This is a genomic window from Streptomyces fradiae ATCC 10745 = DSM 40063 (genome assembly GCF_008704425.1).
Taxonomy (GTDB): Bacteria; Actinomycetota; Actinomycetes; order Streptomycetales; family Streptomycetaceae; genus Streptomyces; species Streptomyces fradiae.
The window spans coordinates 2,103,118-2,122,029 of the sequence record NZ_CP023696.1; the positions used below are offsets into that span (position 1 = coordinate 2,103,118).

The window sequence follows — 18,912 nt, forward strand, 5'->3', positions numbered from 1 at the left end:
CGCTACTTCACCACGGTCAGCGGCAGGAGCTTCTTGCCGGTCGGGCCGATCTGGATGCTCGTGTCCATCTGCGGGCACACGCCGCAGTCGAAGCACGGGGTCCAGCGGCAGTCCTCGACCTCGGTCTCGTCGAGGGCGTCCTGCCAGTCCTCCCAGAGCCAGTCCTTGTCGAGACCCGAGTCGAGGTGGTCCCAGGGGAGGACCTCCTCGTAGGTGCGCTCGCGGGTCGTGTACCAGTCGACGTCCACGCCGTACTCGGGCAGCGTCTTGTCGGCGCACTCCATCCAGCGGTCGTAGCTGAAGTGCTCGCGCCAGCCGTCGAAGCGGCCGCCGTCCTCGTACACGGCGCGGATGACGGCGCCGACCCGGCGGTCGCCGCGCGACAGCAGGCCCTCGACGATGCCGGGCTTGCCGTCGTGGTAGCGGAAGCCGATCGAGCGGCCGTACTTCTTGTCGCCGCGGATCTTGTCGCGGAGCTTCTCCAGGCGGGCGTCGGTCTCCTCGGCGGAGAGCTGCGGCGCCCACTGGAAGGGGGTGTGCGGCTTGGGCACGAACCCGCCGATGGAGACCGTGCAGCGGATGTCGTTGGACTTCGACACCTCGCGGCCCTTGGCGATCACGTTCATCGCCATGTCCGCGATCTGCAGGACGTCGTCGTCGGTCTCCGTGGGCAGGCCGCACATGAAGTACAGCTTCACCTGCCGCCAGCCGTTGCCGTACGCGGTGGCGACCGTGCGGATCAGGTCCTCCTCCGAGACCATCTTGTTGATGACCTTGCGCATGCGCTCGGAGCCGCCCTCGGGGGCGAAGGTGAGGCCGGAGCGACGGCCGTTGCGGGTGAGCTCGTTGGCGAGGTCCACGTTGAACGCGTCGACGCGGGTCGAGGGCAGCGACAGGCCGATCTTGTCGTCCTCGTAGCGGTCCGCGAGGCCCTTGGCGATGTCGCCGATCTCGGTGTGGTCCGCGGAGGACAGCGAGAGCAGGCCGACCTCCTCGAAGCCGGTCGCCTTCAGCCCCTTGTCCACCATCTCGCCGATGCCGGTGATGCTTCGCTCCCGCACGGGGCGCGTGATCATGCCGGCCTGGCAGAAGCGGCAGCCGCGGGTGCAGCCGCGGAAGATCTCGACGGACATCCGCTCGTGGACGGTCTCCGCGAGCGGGACGAGCGGCTGCTTCGGGTACGGCCACTCGTCGAGGTCCATGACGGTGTGCTTCGACACGCGCCACGGCACGCCGGAGCGGTTGGGCACGACACGGCCGATGCGGCCGTCCGGCAGGTACTCGACGTCGTAGAAGCGCGGGATGTACACGCCGCCGGTCCTGGCCATCCGGAAGAGGACTTCCTCGCGCCCGCCGGGGCGGCCCTCCGCCTTCCAGGCGCGGATGATGTCGGTGATCTCCAGGACGGCCTGCTCGCCGTCGCCGATGACGGCGGCGTCGATGAAGTCCGCGATGGGCTCGGGGTTGAACGCGGCGTGGCCGCCGGCCAGGACGATCGGGTCGTCCAGGTCGCGGTCCCGCGCCTCCAGGGGGATGCCCGCGAGGTCGAGCGCGGCGAGCATGTTGGTGTAGCCCAGCTCCGTGGAGAAGCTGAGGCCGAAGACGTCGAACGCCTTGACCGGGCGGTGGCTGTCCACGGTGAACTGCGGCACGCCGTTCTCGCGCATCAGCTTCTCGAGGTCCGGCCACACGCTGTAGGTGCGCTCGGCGAGGACGCCCTCACGCTCGTTCAGCACCTCGTAGAGGATCATGACGCCCTGGTTGGGCAGGCCGACCTCGTACGCGTCGGGGTACATCAGCGCCCAGCGGACGTCGCAGCTCTCCCAGGGCTTCACCGTGGAGTTGAGCTCGCCGCCGACGTACTGGATCGGCTTCTGCACATGCGGGAGCAGAGCTTCGAGCTGTGGGAAGACCGACTCAGGCATTTCGGGGAACCTTCGTGAGCTGACGGGGGCGACTCTCAAGCGTAACCGCTCGGCGGTCGCCCCCGTCACGGCCGAGGACGGGCCCCGGAGGCCCGGCCCGCGGGGCCTGCCCTCGGGCCGGGCGGCCCCGGGTGCCGGGCGCCCCTCAGCGCTCCAGGGCGCGGGCCAGGCCCCGGGTGCGCACCGCCGCCCAGGCGTCCGGCAGCTCGCGCTCGCGGGCGGTGGCCTCCGCCTCCTCGCGGGCGTACAGCAGCCCCCAGGTGAAGGACGGCTCGCCCGCGCCGTTGGCCTGGACGGCCAGTTCCCGCAGGGCGCGGCGGGTGACGACGCTGTCCTGGTGGTCGCCGAGGAGGCGCTGGAGGCGCTTCATGTCCTTGGCGAGGCGCCGGGCGGGCCTGCCGAGGGCGGGCGCGGCCAGTTCGGCGGCGTACCGGGCGTGCTTGGCGGCCTTGCGGGTGGCGTGGAGGGCGGTGTCCCGGTCGGGTCCCGGGGGCAGGGCGAGGGCCCGTTCGAGGCGGGCGGCCACGCGGGCGTGGTCCTTGAGGGCGGCCTTGGCGAGGACCTTCTCGGGGGCCTTCGCGGCGGCGGGGCGCAGCGGCGGGTCGGCGAGGAGGGCGTCGAGGCGGTCGAGGAGGGCGAGGTGGCGGTCGCTGTCGAGCACCTGGAGGACGCGGCCCCGGGCGCCGGCGCCGCGGGCGGCGGACCAGCGGGTCAGGCGGCCGCGGACGGGGCCGAGCTGGAGGGTGCGCGGGACGGTGTGGAGGGCGGCGTCGATACGGGTGTCGAGGACCTCCTGGTCGCGGTCGAGCCCGAGTTCGCGGCCGAGGCGGCGCAGTTCGCGGGCGATCGGGTCGATGGCGGCGCGGTCGAGGACCTTGCGGTGGGTGCGCAGGGCGCTGCGCAGGCGGCGGGCGGCGACGCGCAGGTCGTGGAGGGCCTCGGGCTGGTCGTGGCGCAGGCCCGCGTCGTGGGTGGCCAGGGCGTCGGCCTGGGCGCGGAGGTAGGCGAGGACGTGGTCGCCGGCGGTGGCGTCCGGTCCGGGGGCGGGGTGCGGGGCGGGCGGCGGGGTGCCGGTCTCGCGCAGGGCCCGGTCGAGTTTGGAGGGGGAGGTGGCGGGGTGGACGCCGGCCTTGCGGAGCCGTTTGTCGACGGCGTCCAGCAGGGCGGGATCGGCGCCTTCGGCCAGTTCCACCTCGATCTCGGTCCACCGCGCGGTGCGGCCGCCGGGCCCGAGGCGTTCGGCGCGGACGGTGTCGGTGCTCAGTTCGGCGAGGAGGGTGCCGTCGTCGTCCAGGAGGTGGCGTACGTCCCGGGAGGAGCGCAGCCGTACCACGGGGGTGAGGGCGTCACCGCGGGTGTGGGCGCGGACCAGCGCCGCGAGGTCGGGGGGCACGTCGTCGGCGAGCGGTGCGCCGATCTCGTCGCGCACCCCGGGGCTGACGGGCAGTTTGAGGTGCCATCCCGGGTCCCCTCCCCCGGTGCGGCGGCGCAGGGTGACGGAGTGCGCGGCGAGGCGCAGCCCGGGGGTGTCGTAGTAGACGGCGTCGAGGTCCGCGGTGCCCGCGTCGGCGACGCGGGCGACCCCGCGGACCCGGGTGAGGTCGGGCACCCTGGTGTCGGTGGTGGCTTCGTACTTCCGCTCGATCTCTCGTTTCGTGTCCGACATACACCGAATGTAGTCCAGTGCGCCGTTGGACTGTCGTGCCCTTTCACCTCCCGGCCCGGGGCGGTGCGACCGGGGCGGTGCGACCGGGGCGGTCAGTCCCCACCGCCCGCGAAGATCCGCTCCAGGTGGGCGTCGAGCCGTTCCAGCGCCTCCTCGCCCGTCTGCACACCCAGCAGCGTGTACGCCGTCAGACCGTCCACCAGGCTGATCAGCAGCATCGCTTCGGTGTACGGGTCGAGCGACCGCCCCGCCGCCAGCTCCCCCCGCTCCCCGGCACTGCGCAGCAGACCGGCGAAGAACTCCGCGAGCCGGGGGATCCCCTCCACCGCCTCCCCGCGCAGGCGCTCGTCGTGGACGGCGCGGGCGAAGTACGCCGCCCCCACCAGGGCGCCCACCCTGCTCTTCCCGTCCAGGGGCAACATGCCCACCAGGCACTCGCGGAGGACCGCCCGCGGCGGCGGCTCCTGCCCCAGCCGCGCGGCGATCGCGCCGACGCGTCCGCGGATCCGCCGGTCCGCCAGGGTGTTGATGTGGCGCAGGGCGAAGACGAGCATCTCGTCCTTGGTGCGGAAGTAGTGCTGGAGCCTGCCCAGGGAGATGTCCGCCTCAGCCGCCACGTCGCGCAGGCTCACTCCGTCGAGGCCGCGCGTGCTCGCGATCCGCCAGAGCGCTTCCGCGATCTCCAGGCGCCTGGCCTCGTGATCCACCTTCTTCGGCACGCGCGACCACCCACTCTCCCTGCGGCGCGGCGGGAAAGCCACGCGCCATTTTCGCAAGTCACTTGTATCGTTGTAGCCTACGCCATCCAATACGGTTGACTTGGAAAGCGGTCCGTCCCATGTCCCTTCACTCCACCCCCCGGCTGAGGCCGCCCCGCCACCGCGTGGACCCGCTGGCCCGCCGCTGGTGGGCGGTCCAGGCCCTGCTCACGGTGAGCGGGCCGATGCTGCTCACCGCCCTCGCGCTCGGCCTCCTCTCCGCGCTGTTCTTCCCCGGCGCGTTACCGTGGCTCGCACCGCTGCTGCTCGTCACCCTCGTGGCACCGGCACTCGGCTACCTGCTCCTCATGCCGCGCCGGCGCTGCGCCACTCACGCCTGGGAGCTCGGCACGCACGCCGTCTACGCGGCGGGCGGCTGGATATGGCAACGGCGCCGGATCGCCCCCCTGTCCCAGGTGCAGACCGTCGACACCCTCCGCGGCCCGATCCAGCGGCGGTACGGCCTGGCGACGCTCACCGTCACCACCGCCTCCACGGCGGGTGCCGTCGAGATCGCCGGCCTGGCGGAAGCCGACGCCGAGGAGCTCTCACGGCTCATCGGCCGGGCGGCGTCCGACGCCCGTACCGCTCCCACCGGCCTCGCCGCCCCCGTCGGCGGCATCGGCGAGGCCGCGCCGGGGGGTGCCGCGTGAGCCGCCACGCCGACGCCTGGCGGCGGCCCGCCGCCCGCACCCTGCTGGTGCACTGCGGCTGGCTCGCCCCACCACTCGGATCGCTCGCCCTCGCCGTGCTCGCCACCGGCGGCAGGATCCCCCCGGGCGCCCTCATCACCCTGGCCGCCCTCGCCGTCTCGTTCGCCGTCGTCACGGCGGCCGGCCTGATCCGCTGGTCCCGCACCCGCTACCGGCTCACCACCGATGCGTTCGCGCTGCGCAGCGGGGTCTTCAGCAGGCGGCAGCGCACCGTCCCCCTCCCCCGCGTCCGGAACGTCGACCTGACGGCGACGCCGCTGCACCGGCTGCTCGGCCTCACCGTCGTACGGGCCGGCACCACCGCGACGGACGGCGAGCTGGGCGAGATCACCCTCAACGCGGTCACCGTCCGCGAGGCACACCGGCTGAAGACCGCCCTGCTCGCGCGGGCCGGCGCCCGGGCCGCCTCCGACGACGTCGTACTCGGCCGTCTCGACTGGCGCTGGCTGCGCTACGCGCCGCTCACCTTCTGGGTGTTCGGGGGCGTGGGCGTCGCCGCAGGAACGGCCTACCGGATCCTCGACGGCATCGGGGTCGACCTGTGGCGGGTGACCCTCGTCCAGGACGCGGTCGCCGAGCTCGGCGACCGCGCGCTGTGGCTGACCGTGCCCGCGGCGGTGGTCGCCGTGACGGCGCTCGGGTCCCTCGGCGCCCTGGCGGTCTACGCGGAGAACTGGTGGGGCTACCGGGCCGCCTGGACCGGCCCGGGCACCCTCACGGTACGGCGCGGGCTGCTGACCACCCGGTCGATCACCATCGAGCGGAGCCGGCTGCACGGCGTACTGCTCCGAGAGCCACTGCTGCTGCGGGCCGCCGGAGGGGCGAGCGTGACAGCGGTGGCGGGCGGCCTCGGCGACGAGGAGGAGTCCCACGCGCGCGGCGCACTGCTCCCACCGGCTCCTCGCCCCGAGGCCCTGCGCGTCCTCGCCGGAGCGCTCCGCGCACCCTCGGACCTCCTGGACTCGGTCCCGCTGGTCCCGCACCCCCGGGCCGCACTGCGTCGCAGGGCGATGCGGGGGCTGTGGTTCGCCGTCCTCCCGGCGACGCTCGCACTCCTCGCCCTCGGAGCCTCGCTCACTCCGGCGCTCCTGCACGCCGCCTGGATCCACGCCCTGGTCGCGACGGCGGCGACGGCGCTGCTCGCGCGGGACGCCCACCGAAGCCTCGGCCACGCCCTGCACGGCTCCCACCTCCTGGTCAGAGCCGGTACGTTCAGCCGGGACACGCTCGCCCTGGAACGCTCGGGCATCATCGCCTGGACGTTCTCCACCTCGCCGTTCGGCCGCCGCCACGGCCTCGTCACACTCACGGCGGCCGTGGCCGCGGGGGAACACGGCTACCACATACGGGACGTCGCGGCCGGCGACGCCGTGGCCCTCGCCATGGCGGCCCGGCCCGGAATCGTCGAGGACTTCCTCGAACCACCGGGCCGGCCCGAGCGGTCACCCGGGTGAGCCGGGCCGGGGACGTCCGGGTGAGGTCCGCGAGGCCGCGGTTCGTCCGGCCGGCCGCGGTGGGCCGACGAGTCCCCGCCGGTCCGGGCGGCGCTCAGGCCGCTATGGGCCGCTGGGAGCGGATGGACTGCAGGAGGCCGATGGCGATCCACACCGCGAACATGGACGAGCCGCCGTACGAGACGAAGGGCAGCGGCAGGCCGGCGACGGGCATGATGCCGAGGGTCATGCCGATGTTCTCGAACGACTGGAAGGCGAACCAGGCGATGATGCCGGCCGCGACGATCGTGCCGTACAGCTCGGTGGTCTCGCGGGCGATGCGGCAGGCCCGCCACATGACGAGGCCCAGGAGCGCGATGATCGTCCCGGCGCCGATGAAGCCGAGCTCCTCGCCCGCGACGGTGAAGATGAAGTCGGTCTGCTGCTCGGGGACGAACTGGCCGGTCGTCTGGTGGCCGTTGAAGAGGCCCGCCCCGTACAGGCCGCCGGAGCCGACGGCGATGCGGGCCTGGTTGGTGTTGTAGCCGACGCCCGCGGGGTCGAGGTCGGGGTTGGCGAACGCGGCGAAGCGGTTGAGCTGGTACTCGTCGAGGACGCCGAGCATCGCCACGAGGACGGCGCCCGCGACGCCGGCGCCGATCAGGCCGAAGACCCACCGGTTGGACGCGCCGGACGCGAGGAGCACCCCGAGCACGATCACGACCATGACCATCACGGAGCCGAGGTCGGGCATCAGCATGACGATCGCCATCGGCACGACGGCGAGGAGCAGGGCCTTGGCGACGGTCCGGTGGTCGGGGTGGACCTGGTCGCCGGCGTCCACGCGGGCGGCGAGCAGCATCGCCATGCCGAGGATGATCGTGACCTTGACGAACTCGGACGGCTGGAGGGAGAAGCCGCCGCCGAGGACGATCCACGCGTGGGCGCCGTTGATGGTGGCGCCGAGCGGGGTGAGGACGAGCAGGACGAGGACGACGGAGAGGGCGTAGAGGAAGGGCACGGCCCCGCGCAGGGTGCGGTGGCCCAGCCAGATCACGCCGATCATCAGGGCGATGCCGATGCTCGTGTTGAGCAGGTGCTTGAGGAGGAACGAGTACGGGTCGCCCTGGGTGAGCTCGGTGCGGTTGCGGGTGGCGGACCACACCAGGAGCGCGCCGACGAGGGACAGGGCCAGCGCCGAGAACATCAGCGGCCAGTCGAGCCGGCGCACCAGGGAGTCGCGGGCGGTGAGCCGCGCCCACACCCCGCCGGGCTCGGGGCCGTAGCTGGGGACGGAGAAGGAGTTGTCTGCGGGCATGGTGGTGGCTCAGTCCCTCCAGACCGGCGGGCCGGCGAGGCCCTGCTGTCCGTCGTCCTGCCCCTCGGCCTTCTTGGGCTTCAGCGCTTCGGGGTCGTACGGCTTGATGGGGGGCGCCTCGATGGAGCCGTCGGGCTGGATCTTGGGCAGGGTCTGCTGCGGCTTGGGCAGGAGGGCCCGCTTGAGGTCCTGGTTGCCCTCGTCGTCGAGTCCGTAGAGGGCGTCGTAGATGTTGCGGACGGCGGGGCCGGAGGCGCCGGAGCCGGTGCCGCCCTGGGAGATCGTCATGACGATCGTGTAGTCGTCGGTGTACGTGGCGAACCAGGAGGTGGTCTGCTTGCCGTACACCTGGGCGGTGCCGGTCTTGGCGCGCATCGGGATCTTGTCCTGCGGCCAGCCGCCGAAGCGCCAGGCGGCGGTCCCGCCGGGTTCGACGACGGAGCGCAGGCCCTTGTCGAGGTCCTTGATGGTCTGGGCGTCGACCGGGAGCCGTCCGCTGGCCTTGGGCTCGATCTGCTCGATCTTCTTGCCGTCGGGGCTGATCACGGCCTTGCCGACGGTCGGCTCGTAGAGGGTGCCGCCGTTGCTGATGGCGGCGTAGGCGGTGGCGAGCTGGACCGGGGTGATCAGGACGTCGCCCTGGCCGATGGCGAAGTTGATGCTGTCGAAGGCCTTGAGCTGGTTGCCTTCGAGGCAGTTCTCGTACGCGATCTGCTGGACGTAGTCGCCGCCCTTCTTGCCCTGCTTGCACCAGGCGTCCTTGTTGGCCTCCCAGAAGCGCTGCTTCCACTGGCGGTCCGGGATGCGGCCGGTGACCTCGTTCGGCAGGTCGATGCCGGTCTCGGAGCCGAATCCGAACTCGCGGGCGGTCCGGTAGAACCAGTCGTGGGCGTCCTTGCGGGGCTTGAGGCCGCCGTCGCGCTGCCACTCCTTGTGGCCGAGGGCGTAGAAGACGGTGTTGCAGGAGTACTTGAGGGCGTCGCCGAGGGTGATGGGGCCGTGGCCCTTGGACTCGAAGTTGGCGAAGCTGCGGCCGCCGAGGCTGTAGGAGGCGCTGCAGTTGTAGCGGTCGTCGAAGGGGTAGCCGGCGCGGACCGCGGCGCTCGCGGAGACGACCTTGAAGACGGAGCCGGCGGGCGACTGGCCCTGGATGGCCCGGTTGAGCAGCGGGTAGTTGGAGTCCTTGCTGGTGAACTTGGCGTACTCCTTGCCGGAGATGCCGCCGACCCAGACGTTGGGGTCGTAGTCGGGCTGGGAGGCCATCGCGACGACCCGGCCGGTCTTGGACTCCATGACGACGACGGCGCCGGCGTCCGCCTTGTAGGGGCGGCCGGTGACCCGGTCGACCTCCTTGCGGACGGTCTTCATCGCCTGGTGCAGCTCGTACTCGGCGACGGCCTGGACGCGGGCGTCGATGGAGGTGACGAGGGTGGAGCCGGGAACGGTCGGGTCGTTCTCGACCTGGCCGAGTACGCGGCCGAGCTTGTCGACCTCGTAGCGGGTGACGCCGGCCTTGCCGCGCAGCGCCTTGTCGTAGGTGCGCTCGATGCCGGAGCGGCCGACCTGGTCGGAGCGGAGGAACGGCGAGTCGGTGTCCTTGGCCTTCTCGATCTCCTCGTCGGTGACGGGTGAGAGGTAGCCGAGGACCTGCGCGGTGCGGGCCTTGCCGGGGGCCGGGTAGCGGCGTACGGCGGTGGGCTCGGCGGTGATGCCGGGGAAGTCCTCGGCGCGCTCGCGGATCTGGAGGGCCTGCTGGGTGGTGGCGTCGTCGGTGACCGGGATGGGCTGGTAGGGCGAACCGTTCCAGCAGGGCTGGGGGGTCTCGCTGTCGCAGAGCCGGACCTTGTCCATGACCTCCTTGGGGGTCATGCCGAGGACGCCGGCGAGGCGGGTGAGGACGCCCTTGCCGCGGTCCTTCATCCGCATCAGCTCGGTGCGGGAGGCCGAGACGACGAGGCGGGTCTCGTTGTCGGCGAGGGGCACGCCGCGGGCGTCGAGGATGGTGCCGCGCACGGCGGGCTGGACGACCTGCTGGACGTGGTTGCTGCGGGCCGCGTCGGTGTACTCGTCGCCGTTGCGGATCTGGAGGTACCAGAGGCGGCCGAGGAGGGTGAGCAGCAGGGAGAAGACGAGGACCTGGATGACGATGAGGCGGATCTGGACGCGCGGGGTCCGGCCCGTCTCGGGAATGTTGCTCACGACTCCCTCCCCTGGGTGTGTCGGTCGGCTCGTGTCGCGTGCCGCCGCCGGGGCGGCCGGGCCTGCCTCACAGCCGCTTGACCCCCTTGATGCGGGCGGCGCGGGTGGCCCTGTTGCGGGCCGCGCGGGCGCGCAGGCCGCCGCGCAGCCCTCCGCCGCGCCGGTCGCCGACGTTCAGGCCGGTGCCGCCGGCCGTCCAGCCGGCCGTGACGCTGCCGGCGGCGGGCGCCTCGGCGAGCGGGTCGTTGTCGGCGCGCCGGGCCAGCGCCATGATCCAGGGCACGGTGAACGGCGCGAGGACCAGGTCGTAGACGACGGCGGTGAGGATCAGCGAGACGAGGCCGACGTTGCGGGCGCCGGTGTCACCGACGAGGGCGCCGACGCCCGCGTACAGCAGGGTGGAGCCGATGGCGGCGGCGACGACCATCACCATCGGCCCGGCGGCCGACCGGGGCTGGCCCGTCTCGGGCTTGGTGAGGCCCGCGAGGTAGCCGATGACGCACAGGACCAGCGCGTACCGGCCGGCGGCGTGGTCGGCGGGCGGGGCCAGGTCGGCGAGGAGGCCGGCGGTGAAGCCGATGAGGGCGCCGCTCACGTGCCCGTACACCATCGACAGGGCGAGGACGGTGAGCAGCACCAGGTCGGGCACGGCGCCGGGCAGGTGGAGGCGGGCGAGGACGGAGACCTGGACGACGAGGGCGACGACGACCAGGGTGCCGGCGAGCAGGATCCGGTTGAGGCGCATGGGGCTACTCCTGCTCCTGCTCGTCGGTGCGGGGGGTCAGGCCCGGCACCGGCTGGGCGTTCATCTGCTCGTCGCGCTCGCCCTGCGGCTGCTCGCCGGGGGGCTGCTCGCCGTCCGGGGAGGCGGACGAGGAGGGGGTGACCGTGACGGTGACCGTCGGGGCGGGCTTCGGCCTGGGCGGCAGGACCGTGTCGCGCGGGTCGGTGCGGGGCGGCTGGACGACGACGCCGACGATGTCCAGGCGGCTGAACCCGGCGTACGGGCGGACGAACAGCCTGCGGGTCAGCTCGCCGCTGGACGGGTCGACCCGGATCACCTCGCCGACGGGGACACCCGGCACGAAGGGGCGGTCCGCCTGGGAGCCGAAGGTGACGAGCCGGTCGCCGGGCTTCACCTTCGCCTTGCCGTTGAGGAGCTGCACGGAGAGCGGGCGGTCGCCCTGGCCGGTGGCGAAGCCCAGCTCGTTGGTGCGCTCTATCCGCGTGCCGACCGTGAAGTCGGGGTCGCTGGCGAGGAGCACGGTGGAGGTGGAGGGGCCGACCGTGGTGACCCGGCCGACGAGGCCGGAACCGTTGATGACGGTCATGTCGCGGCGGATGCCGTCCTGCGCGCCGGCGTCGATGGTGACCGTCCAGGAGAAGCCCTGGGCCGCCCCTATGGCGATGACCTCGGCCGCCTTGATCCCGTACTGCCCCGCGCCCGCGGTCCGCAGCAGCGCGTCCAGCTCGCGCAGGCGGTTGCGGTTGCGGTCGTCGCTGCCGAGCCTGGCCTTCAGCTCGGCGTTCTCCTTCTCCAGCTGCGCGATGCGGCTGTGGCGCTCGCTCGAGTCCCGTACGGCCCCGACGGCGTTGCCGATCGGGTTCACCGCGGACGCGACGCCGCTCTCGACCGGGCCGAAGACGGCGGCGGCGGCGCGCCGCGCTCCGTCGACCGGCGACCCCTCGCCGCCGCGGATGTCCACCGTGATCAGCGCGAACGCCACGGCGACCAGAAGCGCCAGTAGCAGCCGGCTCTCTTTCGTGTCCCTCACGTGGGGCGGCCGTGCCTTCCTCGTAGGAATGTGTGTGCCGTTATACCAACGATCAGCCGCACGGGTCCGGCAGCACCCGTACGGCTGACCGCGTACGCGCTACCTGCGCGGCTGGGCGTCCAGCACCTGCTGGAGCGCCTCGAACTCCTCGACGCACTTGCCGGAGCCCAGCGCGACCGAGTCCAGCGGGTCCTCGGCGATGTGGATGGGCATCCCCGTCTCCTGGCGCAGCCGCTCGTCCAGGCCGCGCAGCAGGGCGCCGCCGCCGGTGAGGACGATGCCGCGGTCCATGATGTCGCCGGACAGCTCGGGGGGGCACTTGTCGAGGGTCGTCTTGACGGCGTCCACGACGGCGTTGACGGGCTCCTCGATGGCCCGGCGGACCTCGGAGGCGGAGATGACGACGGTCTTCGGCAGCCCGGAGACTAGGTCCCGCCCGCGGATCTCGGTGTGCTCGTCGTCGCCGATCTCGTACGCCGAGCCGATGGTGATCTTGATCTGCTCGGCGGTGCGCTCGCCGAGGAGGAGGCTGTACTCCTTCTTGACGTGCTGGATGATGGCGTTGTCCAGCTCGTCGCCGGCCACCCGGATGGACTGGGCGGTGACGATTCCGCCGAGGGAGATGACGGCGACCTCCGTGGTGCCGCCGCCGATGTCCACGACCATGTTGCCCGTGGCCTCGTGGACCGGCAGGCCCGAGCCGATGGCGGCGGCCATGGGCTCCTCGATGATGTGCACCTGCCGGGCGCCGGCCTGCGTGGACGCCTCGATGACCGCGCGGCGCTCGACGCCCGTGATGCCGGAGGGCACGCACACGACGACGCGGGGGCGGGCCAGGTAGCGCCGCTTGTGGATCTTGAGGATGAAGTAGCGGAGCATCCGCTCGGTGATCTCGAAGTCCGCGATCACACCGTCCTTGAGCGGCCGCACCGCGACGATGTTGCCAGGCGTCCGGCCGATCATCTTCTTCGCTTCCGCGCCGACCGCCAGGATGCCACCCGTATTGGTGTTGATGGCGACGACCGACGGCTCGTTGAGGACGATGCCGCGACCCCTGACGTACACCAGCGTGTTGGCGGTCCCGAGGTCGACAGCCATGTCACGGCCGATGAACGACATAGAGTTCCCCTTGTTTCCCATGAGGAGCGCCGGGCCTTCCCGCAGAGCGTTGACGGCTTCTCAGGACGGCGCGCTGGATCGTGTGGAGCGGAGGATTCCATCGTAGTGCCGCATGCGCGGACACGGCGCGGTGGTCCGCCTCTATACAGGTGACGAGGTGTCGGTGCGATGCGTTCCCGATCTGCCCCGTCATATGCCGCGGGGCGACCGGAATTCCACTCGGTCGCCCCAGGTCAACGGCTCATTCGGCTGACCGCAGGTCAGGAAAGGCCGGGGAAGAAAATCTTGAGTTCCCGAATGGCGGACTCCTCCGAGTCCGACGCGTGGATCAGGTTCTCCCGGACGATGGTGCCGTAGTCGCCCCGGATGGAGCCGGGCGCCGCGGCGATCGGGTCCGTCGGCCCAGCGAGCTGCCGGACGCCCTCGATGACCCGCTCGCCCTCGACGACCATGGCGACGACCGGGCCGGAGGCCATGAAGGCGACGAGGGGCTCGTAGAAGGGCTTGCCCTTGTGCTCGCCGTAGTGCTGCTCCAGCGTGTCCTGGTCGAGCGTGCGCAGTTCCAGCGCGCTGATGGTCCAGCCGGCCTTGCGCTCGATGCGGCCGATGATCTCACCGATCAGGTGCCTGCGGACGGCGTCCGGCTTGAGGAGGACGAGGGTGCGCTGGGTCATCGTGGAAGGGCTCCTTGCAGGCATGTACGTGCGGTGCACAGAGGCTACAGGGGTCCCCCGGGAACCGGGCACCCCGGGCGGCCCGGCCCACGGGCGGCGCGGGGGAGGCGCGGGAGGCCGTCGCACGGCGCACCCGGCCGGGGCGCGGCGGGCGGCGCCGCGGTACGGGCGGCGGTACGGCGGCACCGCCGGACGACCGACGCCGCGGTACCGCCGTGCGCGGCTACGCCGAGGAGGCACCCGCCTCGCTCTGCGCCGCCCAGCGGGCCTTCGCATCGTCGATCTTGCGGCCGAAGTGGAGGGACGCCCACCACAGGCCCCCGAAGACCGCGCCGAGGAAGAACATGATCGGGACGACGAGACCGCTCAGGACGAGCGCGACCTGCAGCGCCCAGCCCAGCGCGATCCCGCCCGGACGGGTGATCATGCCGCACAGCAGCACGCTCACCGCCATCAGGACACCGCACACCGCCCAGACGGCGCCCGGGTCCAGGGCCGGGTCCTTCATCGCCACCAGACCCGCGAAGCCGACCACGAAGAACTCGCCGATCAGCGTCGAGGCGCAGAGCGTACGCATGTGTGTCAGCCCTTCCGCAGGAGCAGCCGGGCTTCCCCGACCGTGATCACCGAACCCGTCACCAGCACGCCGGCGCCGGCGAACTCGCCCTCCTCCTCGGCGAGCGTGATGGCCGCCTCCAGCGCGTCGTCGAGGCGCGGCTCGACGACCACCCGCTCCTCGCCGAAGACCTCCACGGCGACGGCCGCGAGCGCGTCGGGGTCCATCGCACGGGGCGTGGAGTTCGCCGTGACGACGACCTCCGCGAAGATCGGCTCGAACGCCTCCAGCAGGCCCCGCACGTCCTTGTCGTCGCTGGCGCCGACCACCCCGATCAGCCGGGAGAACCCGAACGCCTCGCGCACGCCGTCGGCCGCCGCCCGCGCGCCGGCCGGGTTGTGCGCGGCGTCGAGCACGACGGTCGGGCTGCGCCGCACGACCTCCAGGCGGCCGGGCGAGGCGACGGAGCCGAAGGCCCGGCGGACCGTGTCGAGGTCCAGGGGGCGGGCGTGCTGGGCGCCGATCCCGAAGAACGCCTCGACCGCGGCGAGCGCCACGGCGGCGTTGTGCGCCTGGTGCGCCCCGTACAGGGGGAGGAAGACGCCCTCGTACTCGCCGCCGAGGCCGCGCAGGGTCAGCAGCTGGCCGCCGACCGCGACCTCCCGCGAGACGACGCCGAACTCCAGGCCCTCGCGCGCGACGGTGGCGGCGGCCTCCACGGCCTTCTTGAGCAGCACCTGCGCCGCGTCGACCGGCTGCTGGGCGAGGATGACGGTGGCGTCCGGCTTGATGATCCCCGCCTTCTCGGCGGCGATCTCGGCGGGCGTCGAGCCGAGCCGGTCGGTGTGGTCCAGGGAGATCGGGGTGACGACGGCGACGGAGCCGTCGATCACGTTCGTCGCGTCCCAGCTGCCGCCCATGCCGACCTCGACCACGGCCACGTCCACCGGGGCGTCCGCGAACGCGGCGTAGGCCATGCCGGTGAGGACCTCGAAGAAGGACAGCCGGTACTCCTGGGCGGCGTCGACCATCTCGACGTACGGCTGGATGTCGCGGTACGTCTCCACGAACCGCTCGGCGTCCACGGGCGCGCCGTCGAGGCTGATCCGCTCGGTGATCGTCTGGACGTGCGGCGAGGTGTACCGGCCGGTGCGCAGGTCGAAGGCGCCGAGCAGCGCCTCGATCATGCGGGCCGTGGACGTCTTGCCGTTGGTGCCCGTGATGTGGATCGAGGGGTACGCGCGCTGGGGCTCGCCCAGGACGTCCATCAGGGCGCTGATCCGCTGGACGGACGGCTCCAGCTTGGTCTCGCCCCAGCGGGTGGACAGCTCCTGCTCGACCTCGCGCAGGGCCCGGTCGACCTCGGGGTCGGTGGGGCGCGACGGCACGGGGTCGCCCTGCGGCGGGCCGGCCTGCGCGCGCAGGGTGCGGCTGCCGGCCTCGATCACCGCCAGGTCGGGGCCGGAGGTCTCCTCGGGCCCGTCGGGGTCGGGGGATCCGGGGAGGCTGGTCTCCGCCTGGACGATGTCGTCGAAGCCGGCGAAGTCGTCGCTGTCCGGGTGGTCGCTGGACGAGGGCTGCTCACTCACGCGTCCAGTCTACGGAGGCCCGCCGACACTCCCCGTCGCCGCCCCGCGGGCGGCCGGCGCGGGGCCGTGGGGTACGGAGCGGGGCGCGGGCCCCGCCCCGGTCGGCGGCCGGGCGCGCGGGCCGCGGGGGGACCGGCCGGCGGGCGGACCGGCCGGACGGGCCCCGCCCCGGCGGACGGCCGGGGGCACGGGCCGGCGGGCGGGTGACCCCGGCGGGCCGGCCCGGAGGAGCCGGACCGGACGGGTGGCGGGCCCGGACGGGTGGCGGGCCGGGTGCGGGCCGAGCCCAGTGCGAGCGCAAGCCCGAACCGGGCGCGGGCCCGAACCGGGCGCAAGCCCGAACCGGGCGCGGGCCCGAACCGGGCGCGGGCCCGAACCGGGCGCGGGCCCGAACCGGGCGCGGGCCCGAACCGCAGGCGGTCCGGGCCCGTCGGCGGGTCAGCCCTGGGGAAGGGCGGCCAGCTGGGCCTGGATGCGGGCGATGTCCTCGTCCGCCTTGGCGAGCCGCGTGCGGATCTTCTCCACGACCTGGTCGGGCGCCTTGGCGAGGAACGCCTCGTTGCCGAGCTTGCCCTCGGCCTGGGCCTTCTCCTTCTCGGCGGCGGCCAGGTCCTTGGCGAGGCGCTTGCGCTCGGCGGCGACGTCGATCGTGCCCGACAGGTCGAGCGCGACCGTGGCGCCCGCGACCGGCAGGGACGCCGTGGCCGCGAAGCCCTCGCCCTCCGGCTGGAGGCGCAGCAGCTGGCGGATCGCCGCCTCGTGCGGCACCAGCGCCGTACCGGCCAGGTCCAGGCGGGCCGGGACCTTCTGGCCGGGCTGGAGGCCCTGGTCGGAGCGGAACCGGCGGACCTCGGTGACGACCCGCTGGACCAGCTCGATCTCCCGCTCGGCCGCCTCGTCGCGGAACCCGGAGTCCTTCGGCCACTCGGCGACGACCAGGGACTCGCCGCCGGTCAGCGTGGTCCACAGCGTGTCGGTGACGAACGGCACGACGGGGTGCAGCAGGCGCAGCATCACGTCCAGCACCTCGCCGAGGACGCGCGCGGACACCTTCGCCTGCTCGCCGCCCGCGAAGAACGTGGTCTTCGACAGCTCGACGTACCAGTCGAAGACCTCGTCCCACGCGAAGTGGTACAGGGCCTCGCTGAGCTTGGCGAACTGGAAGTCGTCGTAGTACGCGTCGACCTCGGCGACGGTCTTGCCCAGGCGGGACAGGATCCAGCGGTCCGCGGCCGTCATCGCGGAGGCGTCGGGCAGCGGGCCCTCGACCGTGGCGCCGTTCATCAGCGCGAAGCGGGTGGCGTTCCAGATCTTGTTGGCGAAGTTGCGGGACGCCTGGACCCAGTCCTCACCGATCGGGACGTCGACGCCCGGGTTGGCGCCCTTCGCCAGGGTGAAGCGCAGGGCGTCGGAGCCGTACTTGTCCATCCAGTCCAGCGGGTTGACCGTGTTCCCGAACGACTTCGACATCTTCTTGCCGAACTCGTCGCGGACCATGCCGTGGAACGCGATCGTGCGGAACGGCGGCTGCCCGTCCATGGCGTACAGGCCGAACATCATCATCCGGGCGACCCAGAAGAACATCAGGTCGTAGCCGGTGACCAGGACGGAGTTCGGATAGAACTTCTCCAGGTCGGGCGTCCGCTCCGGCCAGCCGAGCGTGGAGAACGGCCACAGGCCGGACGAGAACCACGTGTCGAGGACGTCGGTGTCCTGGGTCCAGCCCTCGCCCGCGGGCGGCTCCTCGTCCGGTCCGACGCAGACCAGCTCGCCGTCCGGGCCGTGCCAGACGGGGATGCGGTGGCCCCACCACAGCTGGCGCGAGATGCACCAGTCGTTGAGGTTGTCGACCCAGTCGAAGTAGCGCTGCGCCATGTCGGCCGGGTGGATGTCGACCCGGCCGTCGCGGACGGCGTCCCCGGCGGCCTTGGCGAGGCTCTCGACCTTCACCCACCACTGCATCGAGAGGCGGGGCTCCAGCGTCGTCTTGCAGCGGGAGCAGTGGCCGACGGAGTGGACGTACGGGCGCTTCTCGGCGACGATCCGGCCCTCGGCGCGCAGGGCGGCGACGATCGCGGAGCGGGCCTCGAACCGGTCCAGGCCCTGGAAGGGGCCGTGGACGGTGATCACGCCGCGCTCGTCGAGGACCTCGATGGACTCCAGGTCGTGGCGCTGGCCGATGGCGAAGTCGTTCGGGTCGTGCGCCGGGGTCACCTTGACGGCGCCGGTGCCGAAGGCGGGGTCGACGTGGGTGTCGTCGACGACCGGGATGCTGCGGTCGGTCAGCGGCAGCTTGATCTGCTTGCCGATCAGGTGGGCGTAGCGCTCGTCGTCGGGGTGGACGGCGACGGCCGTGTCGCCGAGCATCGTCTCCGCGCGCGTGGTGGCGACGACGATGGCGTCCTCGCCCTCGCCGTACTTCATGGAGACGAGCTCGCCGTCGTCGTCCTGGTAGTCGACCTCGATGTCGGAGATGGCGGTGAGGCAGCGGGGGCACCAGTTGATGATGCGCTCGGCGCGGTAGATCAGGCCGTCGTCGAACATCTTCTTGAAGACGGTCTGGACGGCTCGCGACAGGCCCTCGTCCATGGTGAACCGGTCCCGGCTCCAGGCGAGGCCCTCGCCGAGGCGCCGCATCTGGCCGGCGATCTGGCCGCCGGACTCGGCCTTCCACTCCCAGACCCGCTCGACGAAGGCCTCGCGGCCCAGGTCGTGGCGGGACTTGCCCTCCTTGGCGAGCTCGCGCTCGACGACGTTCTGGGTGGCGATGCCGGCGTGGTCCATGCCGGGCTGCCACAGCGTCTCGTACCCCTGCATGCGCTTGCGGCGGGTGAGGGCGTCGATCAGCGTGTGCTCGAAGGCGTGGCCCAGGTGGAGGGAGCCGGTGACGTTCGGCGGCGGGATGACGATGGTGTACGCGGGCTTCTCGCTCTTCGCGTCCGCCTCGAAGTAACCGCGCTCCACCCAGCTCTCGTACAGCTTCCCCTCTACCTCGGCCGGCGCGTACTGGGTCGGCAGTTCGGGGACGGATGCTGGCTGATGCTGAGTGTTCTCGGTCACGGGCCCAGTTTAGGGGTGTCACAGCCCCGTACTGAAACGGGAATGTTCCGTGACAGTCCGCACCCCGCGGCCCCCGGTGGACGCTCCTTCGGCCAAGATGTGGGCAACGCACACACGTCTGATGGGG

At 72.6% G+C, this 18,912-nt stretch carries 14 protein-coding genes; 2 read left to right on the forward strand and 12 right to left on the reverse strand.

Translation table 11 applies throughout. The features are described 5' to 3' along the window. Nucleotides 1-2: 2 nt before the first annotated feature. From CP974_RS09415 to CP974_RS09425, 3 genes are all read right to left on the reverse strand, one after another. Nucleotides 3-1,925, reverse strand: a complete 1,923-nt coding sequence (locus tag CP974_RS09415; protein ID WP_031131556.1) for a TIGR03960 family B12-binding radical SAM protein — start codon at nt 1,923-1,925, stop codon at nt 3-5. Nucleotides 1,926-2,070: 145 nt separating this feature from the next. Then, nucleotides 2,071-3,591 (reverse strand): CYTH and CHAD domain-containing protein, encoded by a 1,521-nt coding sequence (locus CP974_RS09420; protein ID WP_031131553.1) that lies wholly within the window; start codon nt 3,589-3,591, stop codon nt 2,071-2,073. A 92-nt stretch (nt 3,592-3,683) separates the two neighbouring features. Continuing rightward, on the reverse strand, nt 3,684-4,310 hold the full coding sequence (locus CP974_RS09425; RefSeq protein WP_031131551.1) for a TetR/AcrR family transcriptional regulator: 627 nt from the start codon (nt 4,308-4,310) through the stop codon (nt 3,684-3,686). Between the two features lie 119 nt (nt 4,311-4,429). Here CP974_RS09425 and CP974_RS09430 point away from each other — a divergent pair, with 119 nt between their 5' ends. Beyond that, entirely contained in the window at nt 4,430-5,002 is a 573-nt protein-coding gene (locus CP974_RS09430; protein WP_078915590.1) for a PH domain-containing protein, read from the forward strand. After that, a complete protein-coding gene (locus tag CP974_RS09435; protein ID WP_037937826.1) occupies nt 4,999-6,516 on the forward strand; it encodes a PH domain-containing protein in 1,518 nt (505 codons plus the stop codon). The genes CP974_RS09430 and CP974_RS09435 overlap by 4 nt, the downstream gene beginning before the upstream one ends. A gap of 94 nt (nt 6,517-6,610) precedes the next feature. Here the strand turns inward: CP974_RS09435 and rodA are convergent, their stop codons facing one another. From rodA to CP974_RS09480, 9 genes are all read right to left on the reverse strand, one after another. Next, nucleotides 6,611-7,813, reverse strand: coding sequence for a rod shape-determining protein RodA (gene rodA, locus CP974_RS09440; protein WP_031131545.1), 1,203 nt, complete (start codon nt 7,811-7,813; stop codon nt 6,611-6,613). Between the two features lie 9 nt (nt 7,814-7,822). Then, nucleotides 7,823-10,012 (reverse strand): penicillin-binding protein 2, encoded by a 2,190-nt coding sequence (gene mrdA, locus CP974_RS09445; protein ID WP_031131543.1) that lies wholly within the window; start codon nt 10,010-10,012, stop codon nt 7,823-7,825. A 67-nt stretch (nt 10,013-10,079) separates the two neighbouring features. Further along, a complete protein-coding gene (mreD, locus tag CP974_RS09450) occupies nt 10,080-10,757 on the reverse strand; it encodes a rod shape-determining protein MreD (RefSeq protein WP_031131541.1) in 678 nt (225 codons plus the stop codon). 4 nt (nt 10,758-10,761) lie between these two features. Beyond that, complete coding sequence (gene mreC / locus CP974_RS09455) at nt 10,762-11,787, reverse strand: rod shape-determining protein MreC (RefSeq protein ID WP_031131539.1); 1,026 nt, start codon at nt 11,785-11,787, stop codon at nt 10,762-10,764. A gap of 99 nt (nt 11,788-11,886) precedes the next feature. Further along, on the reverse strand, nt 11,887-12,906 hold the full coding sequence (locus CP974_RS09460; protein WP_031131538.1) for a rod shape-determining protein: 1,020 nt from the start codon (nt 12,904-12,906) through the stop codon (nt 11,887-11,889). Nucleotides 12,907-13,166: 260 nt separating this feature from the next. After that, nucleotides 13,167-13,580, reverse strand: a complete 414-nt coding sequence (gene ndk, locus CP974_RS09465) for a nucleoside-diphosphate kinase (protein WP_031131536.1) — start codon at nt 13,578-13,580, stop codon at nt 13,167-13,169. A gap of 223 nt (nt 13,581-13,803) precedes the next feature. After that, complete coding sequence (locus CP974_RS09470) at nt 13,804-14,157, reverse strand: DUF4233 domain-containing protein (RefSeq protein ID WP_031131534.1); 354 nt, start codon at nt 14,155-14,157, stop codon at nt 13,804-13,806. A gap of 5 nt (nt 14,158-14,162) precedes the next feature. Continuing rightward, nucleotides 14,163-15,725, reverse strand: a complete 1,563-nt coding sequence (folC, locus tag CP974_RS09475) for a bifunctional tetrahydrofolate synthase/dihydrofolate synthase (protein WP_031131532.1) — start codon at nt 15,723-15,725, stop codon at nt 14,163-14,165. Between the two features lie 438 nt (nt 15,726-16,163). Then, nucleotides 16,164-18,785, reverse strand: coding sequence for a valine--tRNA ligase (locus CP974_RS09480; RefSeq protein WP_150485791.1), 2,622 nt, complete (start codon nt 18,783-18,785; stop codon nt 16,164-16,166). Nucleotides 18,786-18,912 lie beyond the last annotated feature (127 nt).

Coding starts and splice junctions, on each gene's coding strand:
- rodA (WP_031131545.1), bottom strand. CDS start 7,813: ATGCCCGCAGACAACTCCTTCTCCGTCCCCAGCTACGGCCCCGAGCCC.
- ndk (WP_031131536.1), bottom strand. CDS start 13,580: ATGACCCAGCGCACCCTCGTCCTCCTCAAGCCGGACGCCGTCCGCAGG.
- mreD (WP_031131541.1), bottom strand. CDS start 10,757: ATGCGCCTCAACCGGATCCTGCTCGCCGGCACCCTGGTCGTCGTCGCC.
- CP974_RS09430 (WP_078915590.1), top strand. CDS start 4,430: ATGTCCCTTCACTCCACCCCCCGGCTGAGGCCGCCCCGCCACCGCGTG.
- CP974_RS09460 (WP_031131538.1), bottom strand. CDS start 12,906: ATGTCGTTCATCGGCCGTGACATGGCTGTCGACCTCGGGACCGCCAAC.
- CP974_RS09420 (WP_031131553.1), bottom strand. CDS start 3,591: ATGTCGGACACGAAACGAGAGATCGAGCGGAAGTACGAAGCCACCACC.
- CP974_RS09470 (WP_031131534.1), bottom strand. CDS start 14,157: ATGCGTACGCTCTGCGCCTCGACGCTGATCGGCGAGTTCTTCGTGGTC.
- CP974_RS09415 (WP_031131556.1), bottom strand. CDS start 1,925: ATGCCTGAGTCGGTCTTCCCACAGCTCGAAGCTCTGCTCCCGCATGTG.